This is a genomic window from Exiguobacterium sp. s194, assembly GCF_018618275.1.
Classification (GTDB): domain Bacteria; phylum Bacillota; class Bacilli; order Exiguobacteriales; family Exiguobacteriaceae; genus Exiguobacterium; species Exiguobacterium chiriqhucha.
In genome coordinates this window covers 25,712-43,287 of record NZ_JACSLT010000008.1, presented here as the reverse complement: position 1 = coordinate 43,287, position 17,576 = coordinate 25,712, and the positions used below count along the sequence as shown (strand labels likewise).

The window sequence follows — 17,576 nt, the reverse complement described above, 5'->3', positions numbered from 1 at the left end:
TCTCCTCTCCTAAATTCCACCAAACGACAAAAAAACCTTCTTCGGAGAACAAGTCTCCAAAGAAGGTTGATTCATTATTTACGCAACTCTTCCAAACGCGCACGGACTGCGTCACGTTTGTCGAGGTAGTCTTTCTCTTTCGCCTTCTCTTCGTCGATGACGTGAGCCGGTGCCTTGCCAGTGAAGCCTGGGTTGCCGAGTTTCTTCTGAACGCGCTCGACTTCCTTCTCATACTTCGCCACTTCTTTTTCAAGACGGGCGATTTCTTCCTCAAAGTTGATGAGGTCAGCGAGTGGGATGAACAGTTCCGCACCCGTCATGATGGCTGACATCGACTTATCAGGAGACGTCAAGCCACGTCCGATTTCGAGCTCGGTCGCGTTCGTGAACTTGCCGATTGTCGTTTCGTTCGCACTCAAGTAATCTTGAGTCGCCTCATCCGACGTCGAGATGAAGAGCTGAATCGGTTTCGACATCGGTGCGTTCACTTCCGAACGGATGTTACGGACCGAACGGATGACGTTCATGACCGCTTCAAACGCTGGTACCGAGTCCGCAAAGTGGAGCTCGTCGCGGCGTGTCGGGTAGCTCGCACGGACGATTGAGTCGCCTTCGTGCGGCAAGTGCTGCCAGATTTCCTCTGTGAGGAACGGCATGAACGGATGCATGAGACGCATGATCGAGTCGAGCGTGTACGCGAGCACTGAACGTGTCGTCGCTTTCGCCGCCTCGTCCTCACCGTAGAGCGTGAGTTTCGCCATCTCGATGTACCAGTTACAGAACTCTTCCCAGATGAAGTTGTACAAGTAACGGCCGGCTTCGCCGAACTCGTACTTATCGACGAGACGCGTCACTTGGTCGATCGTATCGTTCAAGCGCGTGAGAATCCACTTGTCAGCGAGCGTCTTCTCCCCTGACAGGTCGATGTCCTCATACTTCATGCCGTCCATGTTCATAAGGGCGAAACGGCTCGCGTTCCAAATCTTGTTCGCGAAGTTCCATGTCGATTCGATCTTCTCCCAATAGAAGCGAAGGTCGTTCCCTGGTGTCGATCCCGTGAGGAGGAACCAGCGGAGCGAGTCCGCACCGTATTGGTCGATGACTTCCATCGGGTCGACGCCGTTACCGAGCGACTTCGACATCTTGCGGCCTTCCGAGTCGCGGATGAGACCGTGGATGAGCACATCGTTGAACGGCTGCTTCCCAGTGAACTCGAGCGATTGGAAAATCATGCGCGATACCCAGAAGAAGATGATATCGTAACCCGTGACGAGCGCGCTCGTCGGGAAGTAACGTTTGAAGTCTGCTGAGTCCGTGTCCGGCCAGCCCATCGTCGAGAACGGCCAGAGCGCTGACGAGAACCATGTGTCGAGCACGTCCTCATCTTGGTGCCAGTTCTCACTGTCAGCCGGTGCTTCTTTACCTACATAAATCTCACCTGTCTCGTTATGGTACCAAGCCGGGATGCGGTGGCCCCACCAGAGTTGACGGCTGATACACCAATCGCGGATGTTCTCCATCCAACGGAGGTACGTGCCTTCGAACCGCTCTGGGACGAAGTTGACTTTCGTGTCGTCATGTCCTTGCGCTTCGAGCGCTGCTTTCGCGAGCGGCTCCATGTCGACGAACCACTGTTTCGAAAGATAAGGCTCGATGACCGCTCCTGAACGTTCCGAGTGACCGACCGAGTGCGTGTGCGGCTCGATTTTGACGAGCGTGCCGTCTGCTTCTAGGTCTTTGACGAGTTGCTTGCGGCATTCGAAGCGGTCGAGCCCTTCGTACTTGCCTGCGTTCTCGTTCATCTTGCCGCCTTCGTCCATGACGAGGATGCGCGGGAGCTCGTGGCGGTTCCCGATCTCGAAGTCGTTCGGGTCGTGCGCCGGTGTGATCTTGACGCAACCTGTACCGAACTCCATGTCGACGTAGTCGTCAGCGACGATCGGAATCTCGCGGTTCATGACCGGAAGCATGATCGTCTTGCCGACGAGGTGCGCGTAACGCTCATCTTTCGGGTTAACGGCAACGGCCGTATCGCCGAGCATCGTCTCCGGACGTGTCGTTGCGATCTCGATGTGGCCCGAGCCGTCCGCAAGCGGATACTTCATGTGGTAGAATGCGCCTTCGACTTCTTGATAAATAACTTCAATATCGGAGACGGCCGTCTTTTGTGCCGGGTCCCAGTTGACGATATACTCGCCACGGTAAATCAAGCCTTTCTCATAGAGACGAACGAATACTTCCTGGACCGCTTTCGAGAGTCCTTCGTCGAGCGTGAAGCGCTCACGTGAGTAATCGAGACCGAGGCCAAGTTTTGACCACTGGGCACGGATCGTGTCGGCGTACTCGTCTTTCCATTCCCACGTCTTCTCGAGGAACTTTTCGCGTCCGAGGTCATAACGCATGATGCCGTCCTCACGGAGCTTCTGTTCGACTTTCGCTTGTGTCGCGATACCGGCGTGGTCCATCCCTGGAAGCCAAAGGACGTCATAGCCTTGCATGCGCTTGAGGCGCGTCAATAAGTCTTGGAGCGTCGTGTCCCACGCGTGTCCGAGGTGAAGTTTCCCTGTTACGTTCGGTGGCGGGATGACAATCGTGTACGGCTGTTTTGAATCGTCCTCGTCTGCTTTGAATACGTCGTTCTCTAACCAGTAGTCATACCATTTCGCTTCCGTCGCACTTGGATCGTACTTCGTCGGCATGGTGATTTCGTTTGTCTCGTTGGCCATATGCCCAACCTCCTCTAATAATGTGGACAAAAAAACGGCTACTCTCGTCCTTAACGCTAAGGACGAAAGAAGCCGTATCTTCCGCGGTACCACCTTAGTTCGCCAACATGTGGCGCCCTCAAAATCGAATAACGGTCGATGGACCGGACCTTCCTACTTCGTTCAAAAGGTCAGCTCCGAGGCGACTTCCGCACCATCCTTCGCGGCCTCGCACCAAGCGGCCGCGTCTCTGAAAAAGGATGTTGTTGGCGTACTATTCCTCATCGTAGCTTTTGTTCGTATCTGTTAAACAATTGTAGCGACAGAAGCTGTTTCCGTCAAGATTACAGTGAAAACTCTTGTTGCAACTCTTTGAACGTCGCCTCGACCGCTGCGAGCGTCAAGTCGATATCTTCGTCCGTATGCACGGTCGAGAGGAACAATCCTTCGAACTGTGACGGTGGCAAGAACACGCCGCGCGCCGCCATCTTCTGATAGTAAGCGCGGAACAAGTCGAGGTTCGCCGTCTTCGCCTTCTCGAAGTTCGTCACTTTCTCGTTCGTGAAGAAGAATCCGAACATCGAGCCGGCCCGGTTCGTGTCGTGCGGGATGTTATACTTCTCGGCCGCTTTCGTATAGCCTTCGGCGAGACGGTCCGCTTTGCGTTCGAACTCGGCATAGTGCTCAGGCTTGAGTTGCGACAACGTCGTGTAGCCGGCAATCATCGCGAGCGGGTTGCCCGAGAGCGTCCCTGCCTGGTAAATCGGTCCTTGCGGCGCGATTTGTTCCATAATTTCGCGTTTCCCACCGTAGGCACCGACCGGAAGGCCGCCGCCGATGACTTTCCCGAGACACGTCAAGTCCGGCGTCACGCCGAAGTAGCCTTGGGCACAGTTATAGCCGACCCGGAATCCGGTCATGACCTCGTCAAAGATGAGGAGCGAGCCGTACTGTTCCGTGATCTCGCGGAGTCCTTCGAGGAAGCCAGGTTGCGGCGGCACGAAGCCCATGTTACCAGCCGCCGGTTCGACGATGACACCAGCGATATCGTCGCCAAACTTCTCGAAGGCGATGCGGAGAGCATCCAAATCGTTATATGGCACCGTGAGCGTCTGGCTCGCCAAGTCTTTCGGCACGCCCGGCGAGTCCGGGAGACCGAGCGTCGCGACACCCGAACCGGCCTTGATGAGGAGCGAGTCGCCGTGGCCGTGGTAGCAGCCTTCGAACTTCAAGATTTTTGTCTTGCCCGTGTAGCCGCGTGCGAGGCGGAGGGCCGCCATCGTCGCTTCCGTACCCGAGTTGACCATGCGCACCATCTCAATCGATGGGACGCGCTCGATGACGAGCTCGGCCATTTTCGTTTCAAGCTCGGTCGGTGTCCCGAACGTCCAGCCTTTTTCGGCTTGCTCTTGAATCGCCTTCGTGACGACAGGGTCACGGTGGCCGAGGATGAGTGGTCCCCATGAGAGGACGTAGTCGATATATTCGTTGCCATCGATGTCGTAGACGCGCGAGCCTTCGCCGCGTTCAGCAAAGATTGGCGTCATGCCGACTGATTTATAAGCACGGACCGGGCTGTTCACCCCGCCCGGCATGAGCGGACGTGCTTGTTCGAACGCCGCTTCTGAGCGTGTTTGTTTGTAGGTCATGCGTAGTCTCCTTCCAAATAGCGACAGACGTCTTTTGCGAAATACGTAACGATGAGGTCCGCACCGGCCCGTTTGAAGCCGACCATCGTCTCCATGACGATACGTTGCTCATCGACCCAGTCGTTCAAAGCAGCCGCTTTGACCATGGCGTACTCTCCACTCACGTTATACGCCACAATCGGCATATCGAGCGAGTCGCGCATGTCACGGATGATGTCCATGAACGCGAGCGCCGGTTTGACGATCATGAAATCGGCGCCTTGCTCGACGTCCGATTGTGATTCGCGGAACGCTTCACGGCGGTTGGCCGGGTCCATCTGATAGCCTTTGCGGTCGCCTTCACCAGGTGCCGATTGCGCTGCGTCACGGAACGGTCCGTAATACGCCGATGCGTACTTAACGCCGTAACTCATGATCGGGATATGGTTGAACCCGTTTTGGTCGAGTCCTTCACGGATGGCGGCGACGAAGCCGTCCATCATCGAGCTCGGCGCAATGATGTCAGCGCCTGCTTGCGCTTGCGTGATGGCCGTCTGGACGTGAAGTGGTAGCGACGCGTCGTTATCGACGTCACCGTTCTTCACGATGCCGCAATGGCCTGTCGACGTATATTCGCACAGGCACGTGTCGGCGATGACCGTGAGCTGTGGTGCCCACTCTTTCACTTTACGGATCGCTTCTTGGACGATGCCGTGGTCATGATACGCTTCCGTACCTTCCGGGTCTTTATGTTCCGGCACGCCGAACAAGAGCACCGATTGAATGCCGAGGTCGACAATCTCGTTGATCTCGTCCTCGAGACGGTCGAGCGAGAAGTTGAAGACGCCCGGCATCGAGCTGACTTCACGTTTAATGTCTGTCCCTTCGATAATGAAGAGCGGGTAAATCAAATCTTCTTTCCGAACATGATTTTCACGTACGAGTGCACGCATCGACTTCGAGGAACGAAGGCGACGGTGACGGTCAAACTGGTTCATGAAAAATCCTCCCCTATACACTGTATTAATGCATCCATAGTATAACACTCAGGCACTCGGACCGGTAACGTCGACACTTCCAGGACGGCGCGCTCGGTCACTTCACCGATGGCGTACCACGTCCCGTGAAAATGGTCGAGGTACGGCTTGAGCGCTCGGACGGCGGACGGGCTGAGGACGAGGAGCGCCTCGACCTGTTCGAGTTCTTTGACCTCTGCTTCCGTCAGTTCACGGCCGATCGTCTCATAGACGACCCAGTCATGGACGCGTTCGAGTCGTGCCATATGCGCCGTATTCGCCAAGTCACCCCGGGCGAACAGGACGACCTCGCCTGTCTGGACGACTTCCGCGAGGTCGCGGAACAACGCCTCGCCCGTGTACGTCTCCGGCATGAGCGCGACGGTGAACCCGACGGCCTCGAGTGCTTGTTTCGTCTTCTCGCCGACGGCCGCGACCCGGACGTCACGCGGGACGTCACGGAGTGCCGGCACTGCCGTCTGGCTCGTCACGACGAGCCAATCGAAATCTGTAATCGGCATCGGCTCATGTGTCAATCTCGTCTCGATGAGCGGGACGTGATGAACGGAAAGACCGCTCGCGGTGAGCCGGGCTCGCTGCGAAGCGGTCAGTCGTTTTGTCCCTGTGTACCAGACGTCACGCATTGACCGAGGCGAGAATTTCGCGCCCGCCGCGTCCGAGCAGGTCGTCTGCTACGTCTTTCCCGAGTGCGACCGCGTCTGACGACGTCTTCGTCACGCGGAGCACTTCTTTGCCGTCGACCGAGGCGATGAGACCTGTGAGCGTCACGTCATCCCCGTCGACCGTCGCATAACCGCCGACCGGTACATGGCAACTGCCTTCGATCGCCTTGAGGAACGTCCGCTCGGCCGTCGCGGCTTTCGCTGTCACGTCATCGTGCAATAGTTGCAAGATGGCCGTCACTTCGGCATCGTCTTTCCGGCTCTCGATGGCGAGCACGCCTTGTCCGACGGCCGGGACCATCATGTCGGCGTCAAGCGCTTCGAAGTCGACGCGGTCCGTCCACCCCATCCGTTCGAGCCCGGCTTTGGCGAGCAAGATGGCGTTGAAGTGTTCCGTCTCGAGTTTTTTGAGGCGCGTGTCGATGTTGCCACGAATCCATTGAATGTCGAAGTCCGGACGAGCGGCGAGCATCTGGGCACCGCGACGAAGTGAGCTCGTCCCGATGACGGCACCTTCCGGGAGCGTCTCGAGCGTATAGCCGTTCTCGCAGATGAGCACGTCACGGGCGTCGACTCGTTTCGGCATGCAGCTGATATAGAGTTCTTCCGGCAGCTCGGCCGGGACGTCTTTCATGCTGTGGACGGCGAAATCGATATCGCCGGCAATCATCTGTTGTTGAATCTCTTTGACGAACAAGCCTTTGCCGCCGACCTTTGATAGCTGTACGTCGACAATTTGGTCCCCTTTCGTCACGATTTCTTTGATTTCGAACTCGTTTTGAGCCCCGGCTTTCTTCAATTGGTCGATGACCCATTTCGTCTGTGTCATCGCAAGTTGTGAGCGGCGTGAGCCGACGATAATTTTACGCATAATCGGTTATCCCCTTCATAGAAAAAGGCGACGAGATCCGCCGCCTTTTTTGTTTTGTATTAGCGCATCAAGGCTCGAAGTGGTGCTTTGGCTGACATCGCTTCCGTTTCTTCCGTTTCCGGTTCGGCGTCAGGGACGTCGACATCCAGACCGAACGTCTCCACGAACTGATTGATGCGTGTGTTCGCATCCGGTTGCGCGGCGGCGTCTTTAATATAGTCGATCGGTTCACGAAGCATCTGGTTAATGATTGACTTCATATGTTTTCCGATGACTTTTTTATCCCGGTCAGATAGATGATCGAGCTTGCGCTCAAGGCTTTCCATCGTCTCTTCTTGAATGTTGAGCGCACGGGCGCGCAATTCATTCATGATTGGCACGACACCAAGCGTGATGAGCCACGCTTGAAACTCTTGAATCGCCTCATCGATTTTGATTTCAATCTTTTCGGCTTCAACGAGACGGGCCGCCAAGTTTTTATTGACGATGCCGTTCAAGTCATCAACATCGAACAAGTGGACGCCTGGAAGCGCCCGGACCGCTGGATCGATATCTCGCGGCACGGCAATGTCGATTAATAACAGTGGACGTTCCCGGCGGAGCAGTTGAGCTGCGGCGACGTCATCATAGGCGATGACCGCTTCTTTCGCACCGGTCGAGCTGATTAAAATATCGGCGTCGAGCAAGCCGCAAGCAATCTCACGAATCGAGTGGGCCCGACCTTTGAACTTGTCGGCGACCGCTTTCGCTTTGCTCTCGGTCCGGTTAAAGACGGCAATCTGTTTCGCACCGGCCTCGAACAAGTTGAGCGTCGTCAACTCGCCTGTCTCCCCCGCCCCGACGACGACGACTTGTTTGTCATCGAGCGACGTATACATCTCTTGAGCGAGCGTGACCGCTGCCGCGCTGACCGATACCGACATTTCCCCAATTTGCGTGTCAGTATGGGCACGTTTGGCGAGCGTCACGGCTTCTTTGAACAGCTTGTTGAACACCGTTCCCGTCGTCCCGTTCTCTTGGGCACGGAAGAAGCTCGATTTTACTTGCCCTAAAATCTGTGTTTCCCCAATAATCATCGAATCAAGTCCAGACGTGACACGGAACAAGTGGCGAATCGCCTCTTCTCCCTCACGAATCGATAAATACGGTGTGAATTGGTCCATCTCTAAATCAAACCAGTTGGCTAAAAACCGTTTTGTATAATAGCGTCCTGTGTGGAGCTGGTCGGTGACGACGTATAGCTCCGTCCGGTTACACGTAGACAAAATAACCGATTCAAAAATGCTTTTCTCTTCGCGAAGTGCAATCATCGCATCCACGATTTCTTGCTCCCCAAACGAGAACTGCTCCCGAATCGCGACAGGGGCTGTCTTGTTATTTAGTCCAACGACGACAATATGCATGTATCTCTTCCCCTCATCCAAAATCCACCGACGGTTGTCTTTTCTATATCAATCTCTACCGTACATTATAACAGTTCTTATCTGTGAACTATAATCTTCTGTTTGATTTTCCTGAAATAAAATAAGAATTTTTTGTGACAGAAAAAAGTAGAAACGGACATGACGACCATTTCTACTTGTTCCATCAATTAAAAGTTTTCGGATCGGTGATGATTGTACTCTCTTGTTTCTTTTCCTCTTCTTCCGCTTCGAGATAATGCTTCCGTTCCCTCAGCTTGTAGATGCGGACGATGTTTTTCACGACGACTTTTGCCACCGCGTAGAATGGGACCGCGATAAGCATCCCTATAATCCCGGCCAAGTTCCCGGCGACGAGTAAGACGATGATGATCGTCAGCGGGTGCACCTTGAGCGACTTACCTTGGATGAGCGGCGAGATGACGTTCGATTCGATCTGTTGGACGATGATGATGACGACGATGACCCAAAGCACTTTAATCGGATCTTGGATGAAAGCGACGACAACGGCCGGTGCCGCACCGAGGAACGGTCCGACGTACGGGATAATGTTCGTCACCATCATGAAAAGCGCGAGTAGGATGGCATAGTCGAGTCCGATAATCCATAATCCGATGAGCGACGTGATTCCGACGAAGAACGCCACGATCAACTGGGCATGGACGTAGTTTTTAACCGTCGTATGCATGTCATGCAAAATTTTGCGTGTCTCCGTCTCATAACTCGACGGCAACAACTTCACGATCGAGTCCGGAAGACGTTTCCCATCAAGCAACATATACAAAAGCATGAACGGGATGACGACGATTGTGATGACGGCCGACGTGATGAAGCCGACCAGACGACCGAATGACGAGGCGATATTTCCGAAGACGTCTCCGAGATATGACGTCACGTTATTCGTGAAGTCAGTGAACATGTCATCGTTTTCAGCGATGAAGCGTGACAAGAACTCATTTTGCATGAGCGAGTCACGAACGGCGAACGCCTGTACCTGCAACTCTTTGGCGATGCTCGGCATCGCGTTGACGAGTGACGTCACCTGTTCCGCGAGCACCGGTCCAAGGATGCTGAAGACGAGCGTGAACACGAGCACGAGTCCGCCAAGCGTAATTCCGACGGCGAGCGGCCGTTTGCCGTCCATCCGTTTTTCTAAGAAATCGACAATCCCGACTAAGAAATAATAAAAAAGTCCGGCAATGATGAGCGGTACCGTGACGAGCGCCAAAATGACTTGGACTGGTTGGAACACGAATGAAATTTCCGTCCCGACCCAGATGACCAAGAAAATCGTCAGCGTCCAAAATAAAAAGCGGTACCATTTGTTCTGAAACATGATTTGCATCTTTCCACCTCGTTCTCTATTCTCTTGTCTTATGTAATTAGGACAATTATACGATAATTACCCGCTCTCGTAACCCTGAAAACAAAAAAGACGAGGGGTTGCCCTCGTCTTCGGTCAATCTTCTTCGCGTGTCAATAAATCATAAATTGCTTTCCATGCCTCGTCTTTTCCTTCTGCCGTCTCCGCCGAGAATGCGACGAACCGGTCAGTCGATTCAAACTGAAGCTTGCGTTTCACCGCCGCCTCATGTTTTTGACGTTGCGCCTTCTTGATTTTATCGAGTTTCGTCGCCACGACGATGACCGGAATTTCGTAATGCTTCAAGAAGTTGTACATCGTCACGTCGTCACTTGACGGCTCATGACGGATATCGACCAACAGGACGACGCCGCGAAGCGCGCTCTGTGACGTCAAATATTGCTCCATCATGACGCCCCACTTCTCGCGCTCCGTCTTCGAGACTTTCGCGTAGCCGTAGCCCGGGACGTCGACGAACATGATTTCATCGTTGATGTTGAAGAAGTTCAGCGTCTGCGTCTTCCCTGGCTTCGAAGACGTCCGTGCAAGTGCTTTGCGCTGACAAATCTTGTTGATGAACGATGATTTCCCAACGTTCGAACGTCCGGCGAGTGCGACTTCCGGCAACTCGTGAATCGGGTAATGGTCCGGTGCGACGGCACTTGTGACGAATTCTGCTTTAGTGATTTTCATTATTTAATTTCCTCCAAATGCTACTTCTAATACTTGATCGAGCGTCGTGACCGGGACGAACGTCAGTTTCTCACGGACGGTGTCTTGAATGTCATCGATGTCACGCTCATTGTCTTTCGGAATGACGATGGTCGTCAAGCCGGCTCGGTGCGCGGCGAGCGCTTTCTCTTTCAAGCCACCGATTGGCAGGACACGGCCGCGGAGTGTGATTTCCCCGGTCATGCCGATGTCGCGGCGGACTTTCTTCCCGGTCAACGCCGAGATGAGCGCCGTTGCGATGGTGATCCCGGCCGATGGTCCGTCTTTCGGGACGGCACCTTCCGGCACGTGGATATGCACGTCTTGGCGCTCGTAGAACGTCGGGTCAATCCCGAACCGTTCCGCGTTTGAACGGACGTAGCTATACGCCGTCTGCGCCGACTCTTGCATGACGTCACCGAGTTTCCCCGTCAACTGGAGCTTGCCTTTACCAGGTGCGAGTGCGACTTCAATCGTGAGCGTGTCGCCCCCGAACGCCGTGTAGGCGAGTCCGGTGACAGCACCGATCGAGTCTTCCGTCTCCCCTTTGCCATAGCGGTACTTCGGTTTCCCGAGGTAGTCGCCGAGGCTCTTCAATGAGACGGTGACGCGTTTCTTCTCGCCGATGGCGATTTGCTTCGCCGCTTTCCGGCAAAGTGAACCGATGACGCGTTCCAAGTTCCGGACACCGGCCTCACGCGTGTAACGGCGAACGACTTCGTAAAGTGCGTCCTCTTTAATCGTGAGCTGGCTCTTCTTCAAGCCGTGCTCTTTATACTGTTTCGGTACTAAGTGACGCTTGGCGATCTCGACTTTCTCGAGTTCCGTGTAGCCGCCGATTTGGATGAGTTCCATCCGGTCAAGGAGCGGCGCCGGAATTTGCGAGACGTCGTTCGCCGTCGCGATGAAGAGCACGTTCGATAAGTCGAACGGTTCCTCGATATAGTGGTCCGAGAACGAAACGTTCTGTTCCGGGTCGAGCACTTCGAGCATAGCCGACGCCGGGTCACCTCGGAAATCGGACGCCATCTTGTCGATCTCGTCGAGCAAGAACACCGGGTTTTTGCTCTCGGCCTGTTTCAAGCCACGGATGATGCGGCCTGGCATCGCACCGATGTATGTGCGACGGTGCCCACGAATCTCGGCCTCGTCACGTACCCCACCGAGCGAGACACGGACGAAGTGACGTTCGAGCGCCGACGCGATCGAGCGGGCGAGTGACGTCTTCCCGACCCCTGGAGGTCCGGCGAGACAAAGAATCGGTCCACGGAGCGAGTTCGTCAATTGACGGACCGCCAAGTACTCGAGGATCCGGTCTTTCACCGACTCGAGCCCGTAGTGGTCGTCATCTAACACATCGGCCGCATGTTTGACGTCGAGTTTATCTTCCGTCTCGATGCCCCACGGGAGCGAGGCGATCCAGTCGAGATAGTTGCGGATGACGGCATACTCGGGTGACGTCGCCGGGACGACGTTCAACCGCTCGGCTTCGCGCATGACGTTCTTCCGTGTCGTCTCAGGCAAATCGAGCGCCTCGAGTTTCTCACGGAGACGGTTCGGTTCAGACTCTTGCGACTGGTCGCCGAGCTCTTGCTGAATCGTCTTCATCTGTTCGCGCAAATAGTACTCTTTTTGTGCCTGTTCGATCGTCTTCTTCGTCCGTTCGCGCAACTCTTGCTCGAGCTCGATGATCTCGACCTCGTGCGTCATAATCTCGAGCAGCTCTAAGCCGCGTTTGACGGCGTCCGGTTCTTCGAGCATCGCTTGGCGGATATCGACGTCGACGTCGAGCTTCGACGCGATATAGTCGGTCAACGACTCGAGCCGTTCATACATCTCGAAACGACGACGCTCGTCCGGTGACAATCCTTTGATGGACCCGACGAGTTTTCCGAACTGTTCTTTCAATAAGCGCACGAGTGCCGTCCGCTCGACTTCTTCCCCTTCGACGAGTTCAAGTGGCTCGACGTCTGCGAACCAGCCTTCCTTCGTCTCTTCGATCGAGTTGATCTTGACGCGTTCTTTCCCGACCAAGCGGACGCGGACTGTCTCGTTCGACAGCTCGCTCATCTTGGCGATATGGACGCGCGTCCCGATCGCGTACAAGTCTTCCGGTTCAGGTGATTCTTTCCCCGTCTCTTTTTGTGTCACAACAATCAAATCTGTCTCGTGTTCCTTTGCGGCAAGGAGTGCTCGTAGGGAGAGCGGACGCCCCACGTCGATTGTCACTCCGATGAGCGGATACACCACGACTCCACGCAAAGGAAGGATTGGTAATTGTTCCATTACAACGCCTCCTGTGCAAAAAGGCCCAAAACTCGGATGTGCCGAGTGTTTGAGCCTTTTTCGTTCAAAATTATGCTGTCTCTTTATTGTCGCCTGTCTGTTCGACAGTACCATCGCGAAGGACGTATTTCGGACCGGCAAGACCCGTAATCGTTTCATCCGTGATGATGACTTTCTCGATATCGTCGCGCGATGGGACAGTGAACATCACATCGAGCATCATTTCTTCGATAATCGAGCGGAGACCGCGTGCGCCTGTCTTACGTTTGATCGCAAGTTTGGCGATTTCAACCAACGCCTCGTCTGTGAACGAGAGTTCGACATCGTCGAGTTCGAGCATTTTCTCGTACTGACGAACGAGGGCGTTCTTCGGCTTCGTCAAGATCTCGACGAGTGCTTCTTCGTCAAGCGTCGTGAGCGTCGCCATGACCGGTAAACGACCGATGAATTCCGGAATCAATCCGAACTTCTGAAGGTCTTCCGGAAGCGCGCGGGCGAGCAAGTCTTCTTGCGTCAACTCGCGATTTTCTTGGTCGTTCCCAAATCCGATGACTTTCTTACCGATGCGGCGTTTGACGACCGCTTCGATGCCAGCGAACGCGCCGCCGACGATGAACAAGATGTTCGTCGTATCGATTTGAATGAACTCTTGATGCGGATGCTTGCGTCCACCTTGCGGCGGCACGCTTGCGACCGTTCCTTCCAAGATTTTAAGAAGTGCCTGCTGAACGCCTTCACCCGATACGTCACGCGTGATTGATGGGTTTTCCGACTTACGGGCAATCTTATCGATTTCATCGATGTAGATAATCCCTTTTTCAGCCTTCTCGACATCATAGTCAGCCGATTGAATCAACTTGAGCAAGATGTTCTCGACGTCTTCCCCGACGTAACCGGCTTCCGTCAAGCTCGTCGCGTCCGCGATTGCGAACGGGACGTTCAAGACGCGAGCCATCGTCTGAGCGAGAAGCGTCTTACCGCTACCTGTTGGTCCAATCATGACGATGTTCGACTTCGAAAGTTCGACATCATCAGAACGGCCACCGGCGTTGATGCGTTTATAGTGGTTATAGACAGCTACTGAAAGCGCACGTTTGGCGCGGTCTTGACCAATGACATAATCGTCTAGGATGTTACGAATCTCTTGTGGTTTTGGAATGTCTTTAAATTCGACTTCTTCCTCCACACCGAGCTCTTCCTCAACGATTTCATTGCAAAGTTCGATACATTCGTCACAAATGTATACGCCAGGACCGGCGACTAATTTACGGACTTGTTCTTGCGATTTTCCGCAAAACGAGCACTTGAGTTGCCCCTTTTCCTCGTTAAATTTGAACATTCGGTACACCCCTTCTAAATGAAAATGGATGTAAGTGCGATAAATCGCCTATTTGTATTCCCAGGTGCGCATGCACCGTGAAAAGACATTTACATCTCTGCGTTGCAATAATTGTAGCATGAACAAATCACTTCATCAAAGATAAACACATGCAAAGTGTCGTGACGAAAAAAAGGACGACTGCTAGGCAGCCGTCCTTCTGTCATCCGATTACTTCGCTTTCCCGTTTTCAACGAGAACGTCGATCGCTTTGCGGAATTTGAGATCACCTTTAAGTGTCTCGATTCCGCCTTGTGGCGCGAGCATCGTGCGGAGTTGATCCGGTGCGATGTTGTAAAGTTTAGACATTTCTTCGAGTTCTTTCTCAGCATCTTCGTCAGACACTTCAATCGCTTCTTTCTCAGCGATTGCTTTCAAGACGAGACGAGCTTTAACGCGCTCTTCAGCTTGCTCTTTCATCTCTTCGCGCATCGCTTCTTCAGTCGTTCCAGTAAGCTGGAAGTACATGTCGAGGTCGATTCCTTGTGAAGAAACACGTGTGCCGAACTCTTGAACCATGCGATCTACTTCTTGGTCAACGAGTACTGCAGGTACGTCGATTGTTGCGTTAGCTGTTGCTTGCTCGACGAGTTGGTCGCGCATTGTGCCTTCCGCTTCTTGTTTCTTCGCAGTTTCTAAACGCTCACGGATTTTCGCTTTCAACTCGTCGAGTGATGAAACTGACTCGTCGATGTCTTTTGCGAACTCGTCGTCGAGCTCAGGAACTTGCTTCGCTTTGACTTCGTGAAGTTTGACTTTGAATGTCGCTGGTTTACCCGCCAAGTTGTCAGCGTGGTACTCTTCAGGGAATGTTACTTCAACGTCTTTTTCTTCGCCAGCCGTCAAGCCGACCATTTGCTCTTCGAATCCAGGGATGAATTGGCCTGAACCGATTTCGAGCGTGTAGTTTTCAGCCGTGCCGCCTTCGAATTGCTCTCCGTCAGCGAAACCTGCGAAATCAAAGACAGCTGTATCGCCGTTTTCGATTGCGCCTTCTTTAACAGCAAGCTCTGCGCCTTGCTGTTGAAGCGCGTCAAGTTCAGCTGCAACTTCTTCGTCAGTGACTGTTGTTTCAACAGCTTCGTACTCGAGACCTTTGTATTCGCCAAGCTCAGCTTCTGGCTCAACGACGAACGTTACTTTGAACGTTACTGGTTTGCCTTTTTCGAGCGTGCCGTCTACATCGATGTTTTCGAGAGCGATTGGTTCGAAACCAGCTTCTTCGACCGCACCTTGAACTGTGTCACGGTAGAGGATATCGAGCGCATCTTGATAGAGTGCTTCTTCTCCGTACATTTTGTTGAACATTGGGCGTGGCAATTTCCCTTTACGGAAGCCAGGCACGTTCAAAGTTTTGACGACATCTTTGAATGCGGCGTCGACTGCTTTATCAAAAGCTTCTGCAGGTGCTTCGTACGTGAGTACGCCTTGGCTACCTGATGTTTTTTCCCATTTTGCTGTCATGCTAAGTCCCTCCAACAATTCGTTTATACGTACAAGAATGTACAACAATCCGTATTATAGCATAAATCCGGCGACTGCACACAAGGATTTAGTCTAGAAACGCCTCGGTGAAACGCATGTCCGCCTCGAGGATTTCCGCTGCCAGGCCGTCCGTTTCCTCGTGTTGCAAGATGGCCGTTTTCGCCTGTCCGATCGCCGCCTCCACGTCAGACGCTTCTTGCGGTGTGAACGGGTAATGCGTATACATGTAGTTCATGAGCAGTTGTGTCGCGATTTCGTCCCCATATACGACCCGCTGCAATTGATTCGTCATCGCTTCCCACGCTTGTGTATGCACGGCCGCCTCGTCTCGCGTCAACCGATGCCGTGTCCCAAGATCGGTCCATTCGATGACCGGCAACTCGTCGAACGCTTTTTGAAGCACGATCAACTTCATCAATTTCGGACGGTCGGCGACGAGAAGTTCTTTCAAGACGTTGTCGAGGACGTCGTCGATGTTGAAATGGACGTGTTCGAGTGTCTCGATTTGTTCACCGATTCCGCCACGATTCAGGATCCGCTTCACTTTGGCGATTGCCGCCGGGAACTCGGTCAACTTCAACACTTGCAACACTTGATGCGCTTGCGTGTTGACGTGATCAGTCTTCTCTTGCCATTCGAGATAGCGATTGATCCAATGGGCCGCCTCGAACGGTTGGTCACGCATGATGTAATACTGGGCGATTTGAAGCCCGCCGGCTGCAGGTTCTTCTGCGACCGTCATCTGAGTCGTGACGAGTTCTTCGAGTTTCTCAAGCGTCTCCGGTTCTTCCGGACGTTCCATCAGACATTGGAATAGTTCCATGAAAACAAAGGGATCACCGGGCACTGCCTCATACCAATCCCACAGAATCGGTTCGACCCGTTGCCGTTCTCCGGCCGTGTCCGCCTCTTGAATCATCTTCTGAAGCCGCGACCAGTTCCCAGGAAACGGGTACGCTTTCTCTTTTGCCATCTCTCCACACCCTTTCCATTCATCTCCATCTTCCGTTAGGAATCGATTCGTTGTCAATCAATACCCCGAAAAACGAAAAAAGAGACAACCTCCGTGGAGGCTATCTCTATTTTAAATGGAAGTGTCCCAAGAGGGATTCGAACCCCCGACCGACGCCTTAGCTTACCACCATGGCTTTCGCCACCAACGTGTGTTGTTTGTAGTCTGGACTATATCTTCACCATTTCAGGTGCGACACGTGTAGTCTCTACGGAACCTCACGAGCAAGGTGCTCCTTCAATGGCTCTACCTCTAAAGGACGACCTTTAGTCCTTCGAACCATCTTGTCCCCGAAAGGAAATAAGTTTCCTCGGTATTACCATCAGCATGATCTGTTAAGGCTTCACCGATATAGTGTCGTCCACTCCATAGGTTTCTGTTTCCCTATAAAGGCTCCTATTTGTCTTGAAGGGCGTTGCTCTATCCAGCTGAGCTATTGGGACATTGACAAGAAAACTATAATAGAAAAATGGTTTGCTGTCAATTCCTTCTTTTCATTCCGTCACAGCTTTCCGCTCACATCGAGATCCTCGACGGCCGAACCGTCCTCAGACCGATAAAAGCGGACGTTGGCCAGCCCGTTCTCGAGATCCATCAGTACATACGTCTTGTCACTCCGTCCGCGCGGCATCCGAATCGAGCCCGGGTTCACATAGAGCACCCCGTCCTCAATTAACGCTCCGGCGACGTGCGAGTGGCCGAACAACACGACGTTCGCCCCGACCTCTTCGGCCCGATAACGCAACCGGTTCAAGTCGTACTTCACGTCGTGGTGATGGCCGTGGACGATGAGAATCGTGCCTTCAGCCGTCTCCTCGATTCGCTCGAGCGGCAAGTCGCCACCGAAGTCGCAATTGCCGCGCACGGTGTGATACGGGAGCAGGTGCTCGTCGACGAGCGCGAGTTGCGAGTCGCCACAATGATACGCGTCGTCAATTTCTTGTTCGTGCCGATTAAAGATGATCGATAGTTCTTCTGTCAATCCGTGACTGTCACTGACTACGAGAAAACGCATAC

13 protein-coding genes and 1 other annotated feature are annotated in these 17,576 nt (G+C 53.6%); all 13 genes read right to left on the bottom strand.

Annotated features, from left to right (window positions below; genetic code table 11):
• Positions 1–74: 74 nt before the first annotated feature.
• The 13 genes from KNP85_RS10995 to KNP85_RS10935 all read right to left on the bottom strand — a co-directional run bounded on the left by KNP85_RS10995 (position 75) and on the right by KNP85_RS10935 (position 17,574).
• Entirely contained in the window at positions 75–2,726 is a 2,652-nt protein-coding gene (locus tag KNP85_RS10995; protein WP_214803031.1) for a valine--tRNA ligase, read from the bottom strand.
• Between the two features lie 55 nt (positions 2,727–2,781).
• Positions 2,782–3,002: a binding site (T-box leader), on the bottom strand.
• A 47-nt stretch (positions 3,003–3,049) separates the two neighbouring features.
• A complete protein-coding gene (gene hemL / locus KNP85_RS10990; protein WP_029595852.1) occupies positions 3,050–4,354 on the bottom strand; it encodes a glutamate-1-semialdehyde 2,1-aminomutase in 1,305 nt (434 codons plus the stop codon).
• Positions 4,351–5,331 carry a porphobilinogen synthase gene (hemB, locus tag KNP85_RS10985; RefSeq protein ID WP_214752645.1) on the bottom strand — a complete coding sequence of 327 codons (981 nt, stop codon included), beginning with the start codon at positions 5,329–5,331 and terminating at the stop codon, positions 4,351–4,353. The genes hemL and hemB overlap by 4 nt, the downstream gene beginning before the upstream one ends.
• On the bottom strand, positions 5,328–5,993 hold the full coding sequence (locus KNP85_RS10980) for a uroporphyrinogen-III synthase (RefSeq protein ID WP_214803028.1): 666 nt from the start codon (positions 5,991–5,993) through the stop codon (positions 5,328–5,330). Before KNP85_RS10980 ends, hemB begins: the two co-directional genes overlap by 4 nt.
• Positions 5,986–6,903: a hydroxymethylbilane synthase gene (gene hemC / locus KNP85_RS10975; RefSeq protein ID WP_214803025.1), complete on the bottom strand. Its 918-nt coding sequence runs from the start codon at positions 6,901–6,903 to the stop codon at positions 5,986–5,988. Before hemC ends, KNP85_RS10980 begins: the two co-directional genes overlap by 8 nt.
• Before the next feature lie 59 nt (positions 6,904–6,962).
• Positions 6,963–8,306: a glutamyl-tRNA reductase gene (hemA, locus tag KNP85_RS10970; RefSeq protein WP_214803022.1), complete on the bottom strand. Its 1,344-nt coding sequence runs from the start codon at positions 8,304–8,306 to the stop codon at positions 6,963–6,965.
• 184 nt (positions 8,307–8,490) lie between these two features.
• Positions 8,491–9,669, bottom strand: coding sequence for an AI-2E family transporter (locus tag KNP85_RS10965; protein ID WP_214803020.1), 1,179 nt, complete (start codon positions 9,667–9,669; stop codon positions 8,491–8,493).
• 114 nt (positions 9,670–9,783) lie between these two features.
• The gene (gene yihA / locus KNP85_RS10960) at positions 9,784–10,380 is read right to left on the bottom strand and encodes a ribosome biogenesis GTP-binding protein YihA/YsxC (protein WP_214803017.1); all 597 of its coding nucleotides are present in this window, start codon (positions 10,378–10,380) and stop codon (positions 9,784–9,786) included.
• A 3-nt stretch (positions 10,381–10,383) separates the two neighbouring features.
• On the bottom strand, positions 10,384–12,684 hold the full coding sequence (lon, locus tag KNP85_RS10955; protein WP_021066846.1) for an endopeptidase La: 2,301 nt from the start codon (positions 12,682–12,684) through the stop codon (positions 10,384–10,386).
• A gap of 70 nt (positions 12,685–12,754) precedes the next feature.
• On the bottom strand, positions 12,755–14,023 hold the full coding sequence (gene clpX / locus KNP85_RS10950; protein ID WP_021066845.1) for an ATP-dependent protease ATP-binding subunit ClpX: 1,269 nt from the start codon (positions 14,021–14,023) through the stop codon (positions 12,755–12,757).
• Positions 14,024–14,233: 210 nt separating this feature from the next.
• Complete coding sequence (gene tig / locus KNP85_RS10945; RefSeq protein WP_021066844.1) at positions 14,234–15,526, bottom strand: trigger factor; 1,293 nt, start codon at positions 15,524–15,526, stop codon at positions 14,234–14,236.
• A gap of 88 nt (positions 15,527–15,614) precedes the next feature.
• The gene (locus tag KNP85_RS10940; RefSeq protein WP_214752635.1) at positions 15,615–16,520 is read right to left on the bottom strand and encodes a hypothetical protein; all 906 of its coding nucleotides are present in this window, start codon (positions 16,518–16,520) and stop codon (positions 15,615–15,617) included.
• 541 nt (positions 16,521–17,061) lie between these two features.
• Positions 17,062–17,574 carry a metallophosphoesterase family protein gene (locus KNP85_RS10935; RefSeq protein WP_214803015.1) on the bottom strand — a complete coding sequence of 171 codons (513 nt, stop codon included), beginning with the start codon at positions 17,572–17,574 and terminating at the stop codon, positions 17,062–17,064.
• Between the last annotated feature and the right edge of the window lie 2 nt (positions 17,575–17,576).